The organism is Bacillus paralicheniformis, from assembly GCF_002993925.1.
GTDB lineage: Bacteria > Bacillota > Bacilli > Bacillales > Bacillaceae > Bacillus > Bacillus paralicheniformis.
The window spans coordinates 540,832-558,111 of the sequence record NZ_CP023665.1; the positions used below are offsets into that span (position 1 = coordinate 540,832).

Annotated in this window: 13 protein-coding genes; 11 read left to right on the plus strand and 2 right to left on the minus strand. The window is 47.9% G+C overall.

All coding sequences use genetic code 11. The annotated features are described in order from the left end of the window. Window positions 1-15: 15 nt before the first annotated feature. Window positions 16-588: a DeoR family transcriptional regulator gene (locus CP943_RS02785; RefSeq protein WP_039073212.1), complete on the minus strand. Its 573-nt coding sequence runs from the start codon at window positions 586-588 to the stop codon at window positions 16-18. Between the two features lie 260 nt (window positions 589-848). Here CP943_RS02785 and nirB (CP943_RS02790) point away from each other — a divergent pair, with 260 nt between their 5' ends. The 5 genes from nirB (CP943_RS02790) to cobA all read left to right on the plus strand — a co-directional run bounded on the left by nirB (CP943_RS02790) (window position 849) and on the right by cobA (window position 9,768). After that, entirely contained in the window at window positions 849-3,152 is a 2,304-nt protein-coding gene (nirB, locus tag CP943_RS02790) for a nitrite reductase large subunit NirB (RefSeq protein WP_105980713.1), read from the plus strand. A 1-nt stretch (window position 3,153) separates the two neighbouring features. Further along, window positions 3,154-5,313 (plus strand): assimilatory nitrate reductase catalytic subunit NasC, encoded by a 2,160-nt coding sequence (gene nasC, locus CP943_RS02795; RefSeq protein ID WP_105980714.1) that lies wholly within the window; start codon window positions 3,154-3,156, stop codon window positions 5,311-5,313. Between the two features lie 113 nt (window positions 5,314-5,426). After that, window positions 5,427-7,847 (plus strand): nitrite reductase large subunit NirB, encoded by a 2,421-nt coding sequence (gene nirB / locus CP943_RS02800; protein WP_023857922.1) that lies wholly within the window; start codon window positions 5,427-5,429, stop codon window positions 7,845-7,847. Between the two features lie 30 nt (window positions 7,848-7,877). Beyond that, window positions 7,878-8,198: a nitrite reductase small subunit NirD gene (nirD, locus tag CP943_RS02805; RefSeq protein WP_020450192.1), complete on the plus strand. Its 321-nt coding sequence runs from the start codon at window positions 7,878-7,880 to the stop codon at window positions 8,196-8,198. 109 nt (window positions 8,199-8,307) lie between these two features. After that, window positions 8,308-9,768 carry a uroporphyrinogen-III C-methyltransferase gene (cobA, locus tag CP943_RS02810; protein ID WP_105980715.1) on the plus strand — a complete coding sequence of 487 codons (1,461 nt, stop codon included), beginning with the start codon at window positions 8,308-8,310 and terminating at the stop codon, window positions 9,766-9,768. A 25-nt stretch (window positions 9,769-9,793) separates the two neighbouring features. On the opposite strand, the gene CP943_RS02815 is transcribed toward cobA, so the two are convergent. Continuing rightward, window positions 9,794-10,474: a GntR family transcriptional regulator gene (locus tag CP943_RS02815; RefSeq protein WP_039073216.1), complete on the minus strand. Its 681-nt coding sequence runs from the start codon at window positions 10,472-10,474 to the stop codon at window positions 9,794-9,796. Between the two features lie 227 nt (window positions 10,475-10,701). Here CP943_RS02815 and CP943_RS02820 point away from each other — a divergent pair, with 227 nt between their 5' ends. The 6 genes from CP943_RS02820 to CP943_RS02845 all read left to right on the plus strand — a co-directional run bounded on the left by CP943_RS02820 (window position 10,702) and on the right by CP943_RS02845 (window position 17,280). Further along, window positions 10,702-12,342: an SLC13 family permease gene (locus CP943_RS02820; RefSeq protein ID WP_105980716.1), complete on the plus strand. Its 1,641-nt coding sequence runs from the start codon at window positions 10,702-10,704 to the stop codon at window positions 12,340-12,342. Window positions 12,343-12,486: 144 nt separating this feature from the next. Then, window positions 12,487-12,882, plus strand: a complete 396-nt coding sequence (locus CP943_RS02825; RefSeq protein WP_105980717.1) for a 3-hydroxyacyl-ACP dehydratase FabZ family protein — start codon at window positions 12,487-12,489, stop codon at window positions 12,880-12,882. Window positions 12,883-12,897: 15 nt separating this feature from the next. Beyond that, window positions 12,898-13,362 carry a tRNA (N6-threonylcarbamoyladenosine(37)-N6)-methyltransferase TrmO gene (gene tsaA, locus CP943_RS02830; protein ID WP_095292516.1) on the plus strand — a complete coding sequence of 155 codons (465 nt, stop codon included), beginning with the start codon at window positions 12,898-12,900 and terminating at the stop codon, window positions 13,360-13,362. 171 nt (window positions 13,363-13,533) lie between these two features. Beyond that, window positions 13,534-15,585: a BglG family transcription antiterminator gene (locus CP943_RS02835; protein WP_105980718.1), complete on the plus strand. Its 2,052-nt coding sequence runs from the start codon at window positions 13,534-13,536 to the stop codon at window positions 15,583-15,585. 16 nt (window positions 15,586-15,601) lie between these two features. Further along, window positions 15,602-15,883, plus strand: a complete 282-nt coding sequence (locus CP943_RS02840; RefSeq protein WP_003179002.1) for a PTS sugar transporter subunit IIB — start codon at window positions 15,602-15,604, stop codon at window positions 15,881-15,883. Window positions 15,884-15,906: 23 nt separating this feature from the next. Continuing rightward, a complete protein-coding gene (locus CP943_RS02845; protein WP_105980719.1) occupies window positions 15,907-17,280 on the plus strand; it encodes a PTS ascorbate transporter subunit IIC in 1,374 nt (457 codons plus the stop codon).

A 17,280-nucleotide genomic window follows, 5' to 3' on the forward strand; every position in this document is an offset into this window, starting at 1 on the left:
TCTTTTAACAAAATTTCACGTCTTCAGGCTGCAGCAGCTGTTCTTCATCGTTTTCTGGACGAGAAGCGCGGCATCGTCAAACGATAACAGCTGCCCGCCAAAGCCTTTTTTGAATTTCCGTGCATCCGCTTCAGAAGCGAAAGGGATCGCCTGCGGCTCGCAGCAGTTCAAATGAAGATTCGTATCCAGCAAAAAGACGGCGGCTTTGGCGCTGATCGTCGTATCTAGCAAAAAATCCCTGCAGATTATCTGTGAGACGTCATCTTTCACTTTCTCATAGCGGAGCATTGCGCAATGGGCACAGCAAAATTGTTCAATTTGACTGTCGTTTTTTACAATTTGCACGGAAAGCCTCGAGCCTGCCCCTTTTCCGCACACGACGCAAAGCTGCCCAAGCTGCTGCTTCGGCTTGTTTAGCGTGATTCCGCCTGCCGTCTTGATGACCTGTCCGTTTTCAACAAGCGGTTTAATGTCGCGGTAAACGGTCATTTCAGAGACGTTCAGCCTTTTCGAAATTTCTGAAATGCGCAGAGATTCTTCTTCTTTGACCCACGCCAATATCTGCTGTCTTCTTTTAATCGGTAGCATTCTCCTCCTCCATTCCTTATGTTCTTTACTTATAAGCCTAGTAGATTGCAGGAAAAGAAACAAGCAGAACGTGATAAAAAATGTGATAAAATGTTGAACTTTAACATCGGCGGCCAAAGCCGTTAAATCGTCATCAATGAGTACTGGTCAAACCGTCCTGTTTCTAAAATTTTTTGTCAGGAAATGTAACAGGTTTGAACGCTTTAGCGATGCAATGTGAAATAATAATCCAGAGCAAAGCTGCAGAGGGAGGGGAGAAAATGGGGAAACAAAGGCTGGTTTTAATAGGAAACGGAATGGCCGGAGTTCGCACGGCCGAAGAAATTTTACAACACGGCGGGAACCGGTTTGAGATCGTCATCATCGGCAGCGAACCACACCTCAGCTATAATCGGATTCTGCTGTCTTCGGTCCTGCAGGGGGAAAAGGATTGGAACGATGTGATGACAAAAAGCCTGAGCTGGTATGAAGAAAACGGGATTACACTTTATACAGGGGAAACGGCTGTCGCAATCCATACGGTTAAACAGACGGTGGCAACAGATCAAAACCGTGAAATCGCTTATGACAAACTGATCATTGCGACGGGCTCTTCCCCGTTTATCCTCCCGGTTCATGGTGCAGACAAAGAAGGGGTATATGGTTTTAGAACAATAGACGATTGCCGGGCATTGATAAAGGCATCAAAGCGGTTTGAAAAAGCGGCCGTTATCGGCGGGGGGATTTTGGGACTTGAGGCGGCGCGAGGATTGGCAAACCTCGGAATGAAGGTTGATGTGATTCACCACTCTTCCTGCGTCATGCAGAATCAGCTCGATCCGCCGGCATCTGCCATGCTCCAGAAAGAGCTGGAGCGTCAAGGGATCCATTTTCTTTTGGAGAAAGATACAGAGGCGATTTTAGGGACTTCCCGCGCCGAGGGTGTGCGGTTTAAAGACGGGACGAAGATCAGCGCCGATCTCATCGTCATGGCTGCCGGTGTCAGACCGAATATCGAACTGGCCAAGGCAAGCGGTATTGCAACAAACCGGGCGATCATCGTCAGCGACTATATGGAGACAAATGTGCCAAATGTCTACGCCGTCGGTGAATGCGCGGAGCATAACGGAACGGTCTATGGTCTAGTCAAGCCATTGTTTGAACAGGGGAAAGTGCTGGCCAGACATATTTGCGGGCTCGAATGTGCCGGTTATCAGGGCTCCGTCCAGTCCGCAGCGCTAAAAATTTCCGGCATCGACGTCTTTTCCGCAGGGAAAATCACAGAGGACGACTCGACAACGGCGATTAAAGTTTTAGATGAAGCGTCAGGAATCTATAAAAAAGCCGTCTTTCAAGGGGATATAATGGCCGGCGTGATTTTATACGGAGACACGAGCGGCAGCCAACGGCTGTTGGAAAGCATTATCAAACAAAGAGATATTACCGTTGTCAAAAAAGAGCTGTTTCAATCTGAAGAAGACAGTGCAGTCGTTTCTATGGCGCTTAGTGAAACGATTTGTCAATGCAACGCGGTTTCAAAAGGCGCGATCATGGAAGCCATGCAGACGCACGGTTTAAAGACGGCCGAGGAGGTCAAAGGCTGTACAAATGCTTCCGGATCATGCGGCGGCTGCAGGCCGTTAGTCGAAGAACTGCTGCTCCATACCGCTGAACAGGATGATTATGTATCTGCGGCGGAACAGCCGATGTGCGCCTGCACTTCATTCACGGAAGATGAAGTCGTGAACGAAATACAGATAAGAAATCTTTCTTCCGTTCACGAAGTCATCTCGGCGCTCGGCTGGAAAAACAGCAGCGGCTGCCGGATTTGCGTGCCCGCGATTCACTACTATTTAAAAATGATCCGTCCGGACATCATCTATGAGGAGCGCGATGAGGAGACGGATATAATGATTCCGCAAATGTACGGAGGCCGAACGAATGCCGAAGAGCTGAAGCGCATTGCAGAAGTGATTGAAAAGTATCAAATACAAGAGGTGTACATGACACACCATCAGAGATTAAAGCTTGCTGGTATCAAGCCGGAGTATATAGAGCGCGTGAAAGAAGAACTCGGCATGCCGCATTGCCCGCCGCCTCAGCATGGGATTGCCGCGGTTAAAACGTGCACATGCGGTTCACGAGGCGAACCACAGATACAAACATTGGCGGCAGACTTGGAAAAAGCAGCAGAATCCCTCCTCATTCCGGCCAAGGTCTCGATCGGGGTGTCGGGCTGTTTGGATGATTGCGTGTACGCTTCAGTTCATGACATCGGACTTCTCAAAGTAAACGGGGGCTGGGAGATTTATGCGGGCGGCCAAGGAGGCCAGCATGCTTCTCCGGGAGAGCTGCTTTCAGTAGCCGACTCGGCGGAGGAAGCGGGGGAATTCATGAAAGGCCTTCTTCAATATTACCGGGAAACAGCAAATTATCTCGAGAAGGTCGGGCATTGGATTGAACGCGCCGGCATCATTCATATCCGGGAAGTTTTATTTGACAACGGACTTCGCGGCCAGCTGATCGAACGGCTTGAAAAAGAGAAGCGGCTGGCTCAGCAAGAAACGATAAAAGGGCTGATGTGAATTGACAGAACGATTGCTAAAGTACTTTCGCACGAAGCAAAAAGAAGTGCAATCCGAAAAAACGTATGACACCCAATGTCCATTTTGCAGCATGCAGTGCAAAATGCAGCTCATTGAACAGACGATTGTGACAAGAAAAAAATACACGGCGGTCGGAAAAGACAATCCGACGACAAAAGGACGGCTGTGCATGAAAGGGATGAACGCCCACCAGCATGCCTTTCATTCGGAGAGGATCACCCATCCGCTGATCAAAAAAAACGGCGACTTCGTCCGTGTGACATGGGATGAAGCGCTTCAGTACATCAAAGAGCAAGTAACAGCGATCCAGCATGAAGATGGCCGCGATGCTTTGGGTGTATACGGCAGCGCGTCCATTACAAACGAAGAAGCGTATTTGCTGGGGAAGTTCGCCCGCGTCGCCTTGAAGACGAAGCATATTGACTACAACGGCAGGCTTTGCATGTCGGCGGCCGCTACAGCTGCAAATCAAACCTTTGGAATGGACCGGGGGCTGACAAATGCCCTTTCCGAGATCCCCCATGCAAGGGTCATCATCCTCGCAGGTACGAATATCGCAGAGTGCCAGCCGACGATCATGCCGTATTTTGAAGAAGCGAAGCAAAACGGGGCCTACATCATTGTCATCGATCCCCGCGAAACGGCAACGGCCAAGATCGCCGATCTGCATTTGAAAATCAAGCCGGGGACAGACGCCGCGCTCGCAAACGGTATGCTGAAAGTCATCATTGAAGGACAGCTGACAGACGGAGCTTTTCTCAGAGAGAGAGCTGAAGGTTTTGAAGAGGTCAAGCGCCATGTGGCGTCTTTATCACTTGAAGACATTTCGGCCAAAACCGGGATACAAATCGAGCAGATTAAAAAAGCTGCAGTAAAATTTGCCCGTGAGGAGACGGGAATGCTGTTCACGGCAAGAGGGATTGAACAGCAAACGGACGGAACGGCTGCCGTCAGAAATTTACTGAATATTCTAATATCAACTGGGAAAATCGGCAAATTTGCTTGCGGCTACGGCGCCGTCACCGGACAAGGAAATGGGCAGGGGGCGCGGGAGCACGGCCAGAAAGCAGATCAGCTGCCAGGGTACCGGTCGATTGAAAACGAAGCTGACCGCGCTTATATTGCGGATGTTTGGGGCATAAAAGCTGAAGACCTTCCAGGAAAAGGTGTATCCGCCTATGAAATGATGGAGAAAGTTCATGAAGGCGAAATTACCGGGATGTTTTTAATGTGTTCAAACCCTGTTGTATCCAGTCCGAACGCAGGCTTTGTCAAATCCGCTTTGGGAAAATTAAAGTTTTTTGCCGCCGTTGATTTGTTTCTTTCTGAAACGGCTAGACTCGCGGACGTCATTCTCCCCGCATCATCCTATCTCGAGGACGAAGGAACGATGACCAATCTGGAAGGCAGAGTGACATTAAGGGAAGCCTCAAAACCGTGCCCCGGTGAAGCGAGGCATGACTGGCAAATGATTTGCGATATTGCTGCTGCGCTTGGAAAAGGCCGTTATTTCTCATATCGATCGGCAGAGGATGTTTTTAATGAATTAAGAAAAGCGAGCCGCGGCGGAATTGCCGACTATTCGGGCATCACTTATGAACGTCTGAGAAAGGAAGGCGGCATTTTATGGCCTTGTCCCGAACAGGGACACCCCGGGACACAGCGCCTGTTTGAATCATCCTTTGCCCACCCGGACAAAAAAGCGAAAATGTGCGTCGTCCCGAACGAACCAATGATCAAAAAAGATGAACCGACTGAAGAGTATCCCCTTTATCTGACGACCGGAAGGGTGATGTCTCATTATTTAACCGGAGTACAGACGAGAAGGAGCGCTGCACTCAAGGCCAGACACTTTGAATCATTTATGGAAATTCATCCGAAAACGGCGGAAAAATACAACATTAGCGACAGGGTGCTGGTCAGGGTGGAGTCAAAAAGAGGCAGCATCATTGTCAGGAGCAAATTATCGGAAGCCATCAGGCCGGATACCATTTTTGTGCCGATGCATTGGGCAGATTCGCAAAATGTGAACGATTTGATAGCGGAAACGCTCGATCCGTCTTGCAGAATGCCGGGATTTAAGGTTTGCTCCGTAAAAATTCGTCCGTCAGTTGACAATTATGTGAATAAATTGTCATAAAAAGTCATAAAAAGTTTACAAAATTAACTATAATTTGTGATAGTTTTAAAGATGTAAACAGAATACTTGTTTAGGGCGTATAGTGAATTGTTTTGAAAAAGGGGAGGATCATAGTGAAAAAAAAGCAGCTAGTCCTGGTAGGGAACGGTATGGCCGGGGTCAGGGCCGTTGAAGAAATTCTTAAAATTTCAAGCGAAGAGTTTCAGATCACGATTTTTGGAAACGAACCGCACCCAAACTATAACCGGATTCTTCTTTCCAAAGTGCTTCAAGGAGATACGGATGTTAAGGACATTACACTGAATGATTGGGATTGGTATGAAGAAAACGGGATTCAGCTGTATACAGGGGAAGAAGTCGTTAAAGTTGATCCGGAGTCCAAAACCGTCATCACGGATGCGGGAAGAGTCCAGCCGTATGATGAACTGATTTTGGCGACAGGTTCTCTCCCTTTTATTCTGCCATTGCCCGGAGCGGATAAAGAAGGTGTAACAGCATTCCGTGATATCAAGGATACGGATATCATGCTCGAAGCTTCCAAAACGTACAAAAAAGCAGCCGTTATCGGCGGCGGATTGCTGGGACTGGAAGCAGCGCGCGGACTTCTTAACCTTGGCATGGACGTTACCGTTATCCACCTCGCGCCATATTTGATGGAGCGTCAGCTTGATGCAACCGCAGGACGGCTTTTGCAAAAAGAGCTGGAGAAGCAGGGCATGAAATTTTTGCTGGAAAAGCAGACAGAAGAAATTTACGGAGAAACACGTGTCGAAGGCTTAAAATTCAAAGACGGCTCAATGCTTGAAGCCGATTTGGTCGTCATGGCGGTCGGAATCAAGCCGAACGTTCAGCTCGGCAAAGACTGCGGCCTTCCGGTAAACAGAGGAATCGTCGTCAATGATTACATGGAAACCGAAGTTCCCAACATTTATGCTGTCGGAGAATGTGCGGAACATAGAGGCATTGCCTACGGACTTGTCGCGCCTCTTTATGAACAGGCGAAAGTGCTTGCCAAAAAAATCTGCGGCGTTGAAACAGCTCCGTATGAAGGGTCTGTTTTATCAACCCAGCTGAAGGTTTCCGGTGTTGAGGTCTTTTCTGCCGGTGATTTTAATGAGGATGACGGAGAAGACAAAAAAGCGCTTAAAGTGTTTGACGAACAGGACGGAATCTACAAGAAAATCGTTCTGCGCGGCAATCAGGTGATCGGCGCCGTACTGTTCGGAGACAGCAGCGAAGGTAACAGGCTGTTTTCCATGATTCAAAAAGGAGCAGATATTTCAGATACTTCTAAAATTTCAATCTTGCAGCCTTTGAATCAGGAAGAAGGCATGAGCTTGACCGCTGCGATGAGCGACGATGAGATCGTATGCGGCTGTAACGGCGTTTCGAAAGGAATGATCATTCAGGCGATCAAAGAGCAGGGCTGCACATCGACGGATGAAATTAAAGCCTGCACAGGCGCATCACGTTCTTGCGGAGGATGTAAGCCGCTTGTCGCTGAGATTCTTCAGCATACGCTCGGCTCAGAGTTTGATGCTTCAGCACAAAAAGAAGCGATTTGCGGATGTACGGACCTGTCAAGAGACGAAATCGTGGCCGAAATCAGAGAAAAAGGGCTGACCCATACGAAAGAAGTCATGAACGTGCTCGGCTGGAAAACGGCGGAAGGCTGTTCCAAATGCCGCCCTGCGCTTAACTACTACCTCGGCATGATCAATCCGAAGGAATATGAAGATGAAAGAGAATCCCGCTTCGTCAATGAACGGATGCACGCCAACATTCAAAAAGACGGCACATATTCAGTTGTACCGCGGATGTACGGCGGGGTTACCAATTCGAATGATTTGCGGCGCATCGCTGATGTCGTCGACAAATATGAAATTCCGCTAGTGAAAATGACCGGCGGCCAGCGGATTGACCTGATCGGCGTCAAAAAAGAAGATCTTCCGAAAGTATGGGCTGATCTTGACATGCCTTCAGGATTTGCTTACGGAAAAACGCTCAGAACCGTAAAAACGTGTGTCGGCGAACAGTTCTGCCGCTTCGGCACGCAAGACTCAATGGCCCTCGGAATTGACCTTGAGAAAAAATTTGAAGGGCTCTACACGCCTCACAAAATTAAAATGGCGGTTTCCGCTTGTCCGAGAAACTGCGCTGAATCCGGCATTAAAGATATCGGCGTCGTCGGCATCGACGGTGGCTGGGAAATTTACGTCGGCGGAAACGGAGGCACGCATTTGCGCGCAGGCGATCTGTTAATGAAAGTCAAAACGGCTGAAGAAGTCATCGAAATCACAGGCGCGTATCTCCAATACTATCGTGAAACAGCCAACTATTTAGAACGGACATCTGCTTGGATCGAACGTGTCGGCTTGTCCCACGTCCAATCCGTATTGAATGATAAAGAAAAACGCAAAGAGCTGAATGACCGCATCAATCAAGCGCTGTCTGTCCATAAAGACCCGTGGAAAGACTTTTTGGAAGACGAAAAGACAACAAAACAGCTATTCGAAAATGTTGTCACTTCTTAAAATGAGAAATCAACTTGAGGAGGAATTCACATGGTGAACAAGAACTTAACAAAGGTGTTTGTTTCGAAGATCGGGGATTTGCCGAATCAGCTTGGGAAGACAGTGCTTATCGAGGACAAGGAAATCGCGGTATTCAAGCTTTCAAACGGCAATGTCCGCGCGATTGAAAACCGCTGCCCCCACAAAGGGGGCGTGCTTGCCGAAGGAATGGTAAGCGGCAAATTCGTCTTCTGTCCGATGCACGACTGGAAGATCAGCCTTGAAGACGGCAAAGTCCAAGAGCCTGATACAGGGTGTGTTCAGACATACGAAACGGTCGTTGAAGGCGAAGATTTGTATATCGTTTATTAAACGGCTCAAAGACATGTATTGTCAAAAGCCTCAAGGGTCGCTGAATGTGCTCCCTCTTTATTAAAAAAACACGCGTTCACAGAATCGGCAGATGGAAGGATGACAGTTGATGGGGAATGGGAAAGTATATTTTGTCGGGGCCGGACCGGGCGATTCAGGATTGATCACATTAAAAGGAAGAAAGCTGATCGAGGCGGCGGATGTCATATTGTATGATAGGCTCGTCAATTCCCGGCTGCTTGAGCATGCAAAAGCATCATGTGAATTTGTCTACTGCGGCAAGCTCCCGGACCGCCATTATATGAAACAAAGTGAAATCAATGCACTGCTCATTGAAAAGGGGCTGAAAGGCCTCAAAGTGGTCCGGCTGAAAGGAGGAGACCCGAGCGTGTTCGGCAGAGTCGGAGAAGAAGCGGCAGCCGTCAGCGAACACGGCATCCCGTACGAAATGGTGCCCGGCATTACATCGGGAATCGCCGCGCCTCTTTATGCCGGACTGCCTGTGACCCACCGCGATTTCGCTTCATCCTTTGCCGTTGTCACCGCCCATGATAAATCAGGCAAACCGGAAATGAATTGGGAAGGGCTGGCCAAAGGCGTCCAAACCCTCGTCTTTTACATGGGGATCAAAAACCTTGGTTATATATGCGAGCAGCTGATGAAACACGGCAAGTCTCCCCTTGTTCCCGCGATGGTCATCCAATGGGGCACATGGGGCCGGCAGCGGAGCGTTAAAGGGACATTGCAGAATATCAGGGAAAAAATAACCGAGCATCAAATTAAAAATCCCGCGATCATCGTCATCGGCGACATCGTATCATTCAGGCAGAACAGCTGGTTTGAAGAAAAGCCTTTGATCGGGCTGAACATGATGGCGGTCAAAAGCTGTGAAGAAGAACGAGTCCCGGTGGAGACGCTTCGTGAACAAGGCGCTGAAGTTGTTGAATGGCCGAAATGGAAATCAGCCGAAACGGTGCCTGACGATACAGTTTTAGATCGAATTGCTTCTTTTGACAGCCTGCTGTTCACCTCAAGTACGTCACTGCGCAGATTTTTCAGCCGGCTTGCCGCTTTGAAGATCGATGTCAGGGAAATGCGCGGCCGGCTCTACGCTTCAGATCTGCATGTAAAAGCAGCTCTTGAAGAACGGGGATTTTCCGCTTTTCTGCAGGCGGAAATGCCGGTTTCGGACAGCTGTTTGCTGATCGGCAGCCGGGAAGCCGTGCAAAATCAACCGCACTCCGGTTGTGAGGTATTGATTACACATGACAGGATGATCGACAGCCGCTTTACATCGATCATTAAACGGGAGATCGAGGAGTTTCCTGTTGATATCGTGATCTTTGCGAATCGAACATGCGTCGAGCTGTTCGTAAACGAGGCTGAGACAATCGGCCTCCATCCGGAAAAAACGGCTGCCCGTCTGCAGGCGGTCTGCCTCACGGAAGAAGCGGGGAAGAGGGCTGCAGCCGCAGGGTTTCAGCGCGTTCATATTGTGAATGAACGCGACCGCCTTCCTGATATCATCAAAGGGATCAACCGCACAGCCGAATTTGTCTGCCAGAACTGAAAAAAGCAGGGGTAACCCTGCTTTTTTAGCGTGCGGAACTGCTTCCGAACAACACCTCTTTTAAATAGCAAAGGTCTGCCTCTATATGCTTCCTCATTGATTCGGCAGCCTTGGCGTCATTTCTGTCCTGCATGTGACGCAGAATCTCCTCGTGCTGATTGATGATGTCAAGGGTGCGCACCGGTTTTTCAAGGTTTTTGCTCCGGTAGAAAAAGGTCAGCGACCGCAAATCAAGCAGCTGTTTTTGCAGGCGTTCGTTTTCGCTCGTTTCGATGATGACATCATGAAATTGCGTATTTAGGCGAAGAAGTGCATTGGCCGACTCCGGACTTTGGGTTTCCTGGTGCTTACGCGCTTCAGAGAGCGTTTCGGAAATGAGCTCCAGTGTTGCATTTGAAGCAAGGCGGGTTGCCAATGAAACGGCCAGGGATTCGAGCGCCTGGCGGCATTGGTATATTTCTTCAAGGTCTTTGATTGTCGGTTCATAAACTGTAATTTTTGATTTATCATCTATCGATAATAATCCTTCTTGTTCAAGTGTCCGAATCGCCTCCCTGACGGGGCTGCGGCTCACTTGCAGCTCCTTGGCGATTTTGGATTCGTAGATCCGTTCGCCGGGTCGATATCCTCCTTTAATAATCATATCTTTTAAATAATGGTGGACTTGATCATGATAAGAGACTGCACGTTGTATGGAAAACTTCACGCTGTTCACCTCGTTTATTTTTCACTGCGGAAATCACTAATAGTCTAGCAAAAAGAGAGAAATACCATCAACCTAAAATTACCATAATATTGAGTATTTTGTGACAAAAAAGTGTTGACTGCCATTAGCTGTCCGTTATAATTAAGTTATAACTGTCGACAGTCGGCAGCTTACTTTTTATTTACTATTGTAAGCGCTTTATCGATAGAGGGGAAGGGGGATTTTTGATGAAATCAAGCGTTGTGTCAGCATGGGATATGCTTTGGAGATCACACCGGGAAGCGAAGAGGCTGCTTTTGTTCGCCGTGCCTGTCAGGGCGGGAAAAGATGCTGATTTAAAGATCAAGTCGGAGCAAACCATGAAGGAAGAAAAGCCGCCGAGCTATAAAACGCCTCAGAAAATCGGACTGCTGCTTGGTCCTGCATTGTTTTTCGCCGTCCTTTTGTTCTTTTTTCCCGAGGGTCTGAGCCATGAAGGAAGAATGGTATTGGCGACCACGTTGTGGGTTGCGGTATGGTGGATTACGGAAGCTGTTCCGATTCCGGCTGCATCATTGCTGCCGATCGTGCTGCTTCCGCTGACCGGGGCGCTGGAAGGGGCAGCTGTCACGTCAAGCTACGGCGATCCAATCGTTTTTTTATTTTTAGGAGGCTTTTTGATTGCACTTGCGATGGAGCGCTGGAATCTTCATAAACGGATCGCGCTTAATATCATTTCTGTAGTGGGAACGAGCACGTCAAGGATCGTCCTCGGGTTTATGGCGGCCACAGGGTTTTTGTCCATGTGGGTCTCAAATACGGCCGCGGTGATGATGATGCTTCCGATTGGAACCGCTATCATTCATCAGGTATCAGCCGTCATGAAATCTGAAAGAAAAGATTTAGCCGGAGAAGAAGCGAAATTTTCAAAAGCGCTGATCTTCAGCATCGGGTATGCGGGGACGATCGGCGGACTCGGTACGCTAATCGGCACACCGCCAAACATTATTTTGGCGGCCAATATTAAGAAGCTGTACGGAGTTGAAGTGTCTTTCGGGGGGTGGATGGCTTTTGCCGTTCCGGTCGTTGTCATTTTGCTTGTAGCGGTATGGCTGTACTTGACGAAAGTGGCGCATCCGATCAAGATGAAGGAGCTTCCGGGCGGAAAAGAATTGATTCTCGAAGAAAAAAGAAAGCTCGGAAAGATGAGCTTTGAAGAAACAATGGTTCTGCTTGTCTTCGGGTTTGCCGCGTTTATGTGGGTGACGAGGACATTTTTATGGGATGACAAAATACCCGGTATTGATGATACAATGATTGCGATATTCGCAGCTTCATTGCTCTTCTTGATCCCTTCGCTCAATAAAGGGGGCAGGGTATTGGACTGGTCGGTTTCGAAGGACTTGCCGTGGGGGATTCTCCTTTTATTCGGAGGAGGCTTGGCGCTCGCGACCGGTTTTAAAGAAACGGGTCTCGCCGAGTGGATCGGCGGAAGGCTTACGGTATTGGATGGATTTAACTTTGTGGTCATTGTTGTTATCTCAGCGGCATTGGTTCTCTTTTTGACGGAGATTACGTCGAATACGGCTACGGCGACTATGATTCTGCCTGTACTGGCCTCGCTCGCTTTAGCGCTGAATGTTCACCCGTACGCATTAATGGTGCCTGCTGCAATGGCGGCAAACTGCGCCTTCATGTTGCCGGTCGGCACGCCGCCGAATGCAATTATTTTCGCATCGGGCAAATTGAAGATCAGCGAGATGGTTCGAACCGGCTTTGTTATTAATATTTTCACACTGATTTTAATCGTCGGAGCTGTGTTCTACATTCTGCCGAATTTATGGGGAGTGGATCTGACCGTCTTCCCGGACAATCTGAAATCGAATTGATGAAGCAAAGCCGGGGGCTTAGACCCCGGCTTTTTGTCATGGTGGAATGTTTGAGCGTTCAGCAGCTTCATTCTGTGTCATCGCGTTAAATAAAAGAGAAAAAAATGAAACTGCGGTATAATCATGTAAAAAAGGATGATCAGCGTGAACAATTCTCTACTGCCGCATCGATACCCGTTTCTATTCATTGACCGTGTTGTTGAGAGCGAGCCGGGAAAATGGGTGAAAGGATATAAATTCATAACGGAAAACGACTGGTTTATCACGGAAAACCAAAAGGAAATGCCATTATCCATTATCATTGAAGCGCTGGCTCAAACCGCTGCATTTACTGCGCTCAAAGACCCGGCTGAGATCGGCTTTCTGTCTTCGGTGAAAAAAGCTGAATACACCGGCAAGGTCTTTGTGGGAGACAAACTTGATCTTTATTTTGAAGTTTCCCGCTTTAAAAGAGGGTTTTTATTCGGCAACGGAACCGCCTCAGTAAACGGAAAACCGGCAGCGAAAGCGGAGATCGGGATTTTTATGGAAGCGAAGTGAAAGTGGGGGATAAAATTGATAGAATTAAAGCCTGTCGCGTTTGTGAAAAACTTGCGGACTGTGCCGCAGGATGATCATTGGGGCGATGTGATTTCTGAAATTAATTTGGCTGAAGATATTCATCCGGACGCTTTAAAAGGGATCGAAGCATTTTCTCATTTGGACATTATCTTTTACTTTCATCAAGTAAAAGAGGATCAAATACAATATCAGGCGAGGCGCCCGAGAAACAATCAAAACTATCCTGAGACAGGCATTTTCGCCCAACGGGGAAAAAACAGGCCCAACAGGCTCGGCGCAACCGTTGTGACACTCCTTGAAAAATCCGGGAGCAAGCTTGTAGTGAAAGGGTTGGATGCGATTAACGGAACACCTGTAATCGATATCAAACCGGTAATGAAAGAGTTTCTTCCGAAAGGGCAAATCATACAGCCGAAGTGGTCGGAAGAATTGATGAAAGTATATTGGCATGACAGCTGATTGATAGAAAAAAAACCTCTCAACACCTTTTGAGAGGTTTTTTCATGCTTGTACGATAAAAAAGAAGGATATCAGACCAATCTTGAAGATCGGAAGTCCCATGAATTGTACCCAATCGGCAAACAAAATGAAAACGCTTTATTATATGATGGCAATAAAGGGGGCGCAAAAATGATCAACGAGAAACGTCCGGCTCAATTGCTTCAATATTTGCTGCGGGTCAGAGAAGCGACCATGCATCAGCTGATTGATCATTTTCAATTATCAAAACGGCAAATCTGCTATGACCTGGACAAAATCAATCATTGGCTGACCGGCAAGCAGCTGCCTGAAATCGAATATAAAAGAAAAAACCGGCTGGCCGTTCCGGAAAAATTGCTTGAATTGCGGTTCTCCGAAGCCTGTTCAGACATCGGCCGCTCGTTTATTTTTACACAGGAAGAGCGGATCAAAGCCTTGTACATGTTCCTGTTTGTCCGCAGGGAGCCGATTTCATCCGCTCATCTCACACAGTTATTGCAGGTCAGCAAAAATACGGTCATGAATGATGTGAAAAAAGCGAATGAGGCGCTGGCTCCGTTTTTGGTGGCGATCAGATATACAAGACAGCGCGGCTATCATTTAATAGGAAGCGAGTTTGATAAAAGAGTTCCTGTCATGCACCACCTTTCTTATTTTCTGCAAAAGCCTTACGGCAAAGAAATCCTTCATTATATTTTAAAAGTTTCCGGCTCGTGCGATCACACACAACAAGAAACGAAAAGAGCGGTTGAACTTGTCTCGAAAGAATACAGGATTCAACTCGTTGAAGAAAGGCTCAATGAATTTGTTTACTTTCTGATGATGTATTCGATCAGAGTGGCCGAAGGAAAAATTGTTCGTTTTCACCAGGAGGAGGGGGAGCTTTTAAAGCAAAGTCCGCTGAAAAACGCAGCCGTAAGGCTTGTGAATGAACTTCGGATTCCCGTCTATGAAACCGAACTTTGCTACATTTTGATCCAGCTGCTCGGGCTTTCATTTGGACAACAGCCGGCGCATGATCCGCTTTATCAGCTGTGTGAAAAGCTTGTGTTTGAATTTGAATCAAGAGCATGCATCACATTTCCGAGGAGGCGCGAGGTGGCGGAATCTCTTTATCGGCACTTGAAGCCGGCATATTTCAGAATGAAATACCGCATTCCGATTCACAATCCCCTGCTCAGCAAGATTAAGAAAGAGCACAAAGAACTGTTTACCATCGTTCAAAAGCTGATGCGGCACCTTGAAGCGCTGCTGAACAAACCGGTTCCAGAAGAAGAAATCGGCTTTATCACGATTCACTTTGGTGCATTGCTTGAGCAGCCGGTACAGTCCGGATCATCGAAAAAGACAGCTGTCGTCATTTGTCCGAGCGGTGTCAGCTCATCCTTGATGGTCAGGCGCCAGCTTGAATCGCTATTTTCAGAGATTGTCGTTGAGAAGGCGATGTCTTTGCAGGCATTCACACCTGACGTCTTTGACCGTTATGATGCCGTGTTTTCCACCGTTGAGCTTAAAACCAAAAAGCGATACTACATGGTCGGGCCGCTGATGACGCCCGCTGAAAAAAGCAGGCTTGTCAATGAAGTGTATCAGGAACTGTTCGGCGTGAAGCAAAAGGAGCTTTTGACAGACGAATTTCTTCACATCCTCAAGAAGCACGCCAAAATCATAGACGAAAAAGGCCTAAGAGAAGCATTGAAAAATATTGTATTTATTCAAAAAGTGACGGAAACAAGGGGGAAACGACCAGTGCTGAAAGATCTGCTGACAGATGAAACCATTCAAATGGCTGACCAAATCAAAAGCTGGGAAGAAGCGATTCAAACAGCGGCAAAGCCTTTGCTTGATAAGGAGGTGATCTTGAAGGAATACACAGATGCCATGATCGACAATGTCAAAAAGATGGGACCTTATATGATCATCGGCCCCGAGATTGCCGTTCCTCATGCAAGACCTGAAAAAGGCGTCCGAAAGGTGGGAATGAGTCTCCTGAAACTGAAGGAACCGGTCTATTTTTTGGATGATGAACAGTATCCGGTAAGGCTTTTGTTTTGCATTGCGGCGGTTGACCATACGACACATCTGAAGGCGCTTTCCCAACTGACCCGGCTTCTCAGCAATAAAGAAAATCAGGACTCCTTAAAGGAAACCGAGTCGTTGGATCATATCAAACGTTTAATCGAAGCCTATTCATCCAATTAAAAACAGGAGGGATAACATGAAGATATTGGCAGTTTGTGGATCAGGACTTGGAAGCAGTTTTATGCTGGAAATGAATATTAAAGATATTTTGCAGGAAATGGGGTTAATGGAGATCGAGGTGGATCATTCGGATTTGAGCTCAGCGTCTCCTGATCAAGCGGATTTGTTTGTCGTTGCCAAAGATATCGCGGAAGGAGCAGCCCACCTGCGGGATATCGTCGTGCTTGAAAGCATTATAGACATGGATGAACTGAAAACAAAACTGGTTAAAACATTGCAGGAAAAAGGAGTGCTTTAATCACAGAAAAGGAGGAACTGCAAATGGGTGAAAGAGCGCTAAAGCTGTTGATGGATGTGTTAAGCCAGCCGGCTGTATTAATTGCAGCCATTTCTTTTATCGGTCTTCTGCTTCAAAAAAAGCCGGCCAATGAAATCGTGAAAGGGACGACGAAATCGTTTTTAGGTTTTATCGTGATTTCAGCCGGGGCGGGTATTCTTGTTGGTTCGCTTGAGCCGTTCGGAAAGATGTTTCAAGCCGCCTTTCATGTGAACGGCGTCGTTCCGAACAATGAAGCGATTGTCGCGATGGCGCTCAACGAATACGGGACGGCGACAGCGCTGATTATGTTTTTCGGGATGCTGTCCAACATCTTAATCGCCCGTTTTACCAGATTAAAATACATTTTTTTGACGGGCCATCACACATTGTATATGGCTTGTTTAATCGCCGTCATACTGGCGGTGGCGGGTTTGAAGGGTCCATTTTTGATCGGCGTCGGAGCGGTTTCGCTCGGCTTGACAATGAGTGTGTTTCCGGCGATGGTTCAGCCTTTTATGAAAAAGATAACCGGCAATGATAAGGTCGCGTTCGGCCACTTTTCTTCAATCGGTTACGCTGTGTCCGGGTTAATCGGCAAAGCAGCAGGCAAGGGCTCGCGCTCGACTGAAAAAATCGGGTTTCCGAAGGGCCTCGGATTTTTAAGGGACAGTTCTGTCAGCATTGCGCTCACCATGACCATCTTGTACGTTTTGATTGCCTTATTTGCAGGGGCGGGCTATGTGGAGCGCGAGTTGAGCGGCGGTACACATTACCTTGTCTTCTCCGTTATTCAAGCGGTCACATTTGCGGCAGGGGTGTTTATTATTCTTTCGGGAGTCAGACTCGTGCTCGCAGAGATCGTTCCGGCTTTTAAAGGCATATCTGACAAACTTGTGCCGGATTCCAAGCCGGCGCTGGATTGTCCGATCATTTTTCCGTACGCACCAAACGCCGTACTAATCGGCTTTTTTTGCAGCTTCATTGGCGGCATCACCGGCATGTTGATTCTCGGAGCAGCCGGAGCCGTCATCGTTCTTCCCGGAGTGGTTCCCCACTTTTTCACAGGGGCCTCGGCCGGCGTCTTCGGAAACGCTGCAGGGGGGATACGGGGAGCGGTCTTGGGGTCTTTTGTCAACGGTCTGATCATTACATTTTTCCCTGTGTTTCTGCTGCCGGTTATGGGTGATTTAGGCTTTGCCAATACGACATTTTCCGATACCGACTTTGCCGCGACAGGAATCGTGCTTGGGCATGCGTTGAAACTGCTGGGGGCAGGAGGAGTTGTAATTGGAATTGCAGCGGTAGTGGCCGGTGCGGTCTTACTGGGCTTTAAACGCGGAAAGGCGGGGAAGTCCGATCATAAAGCTGAAGCATAA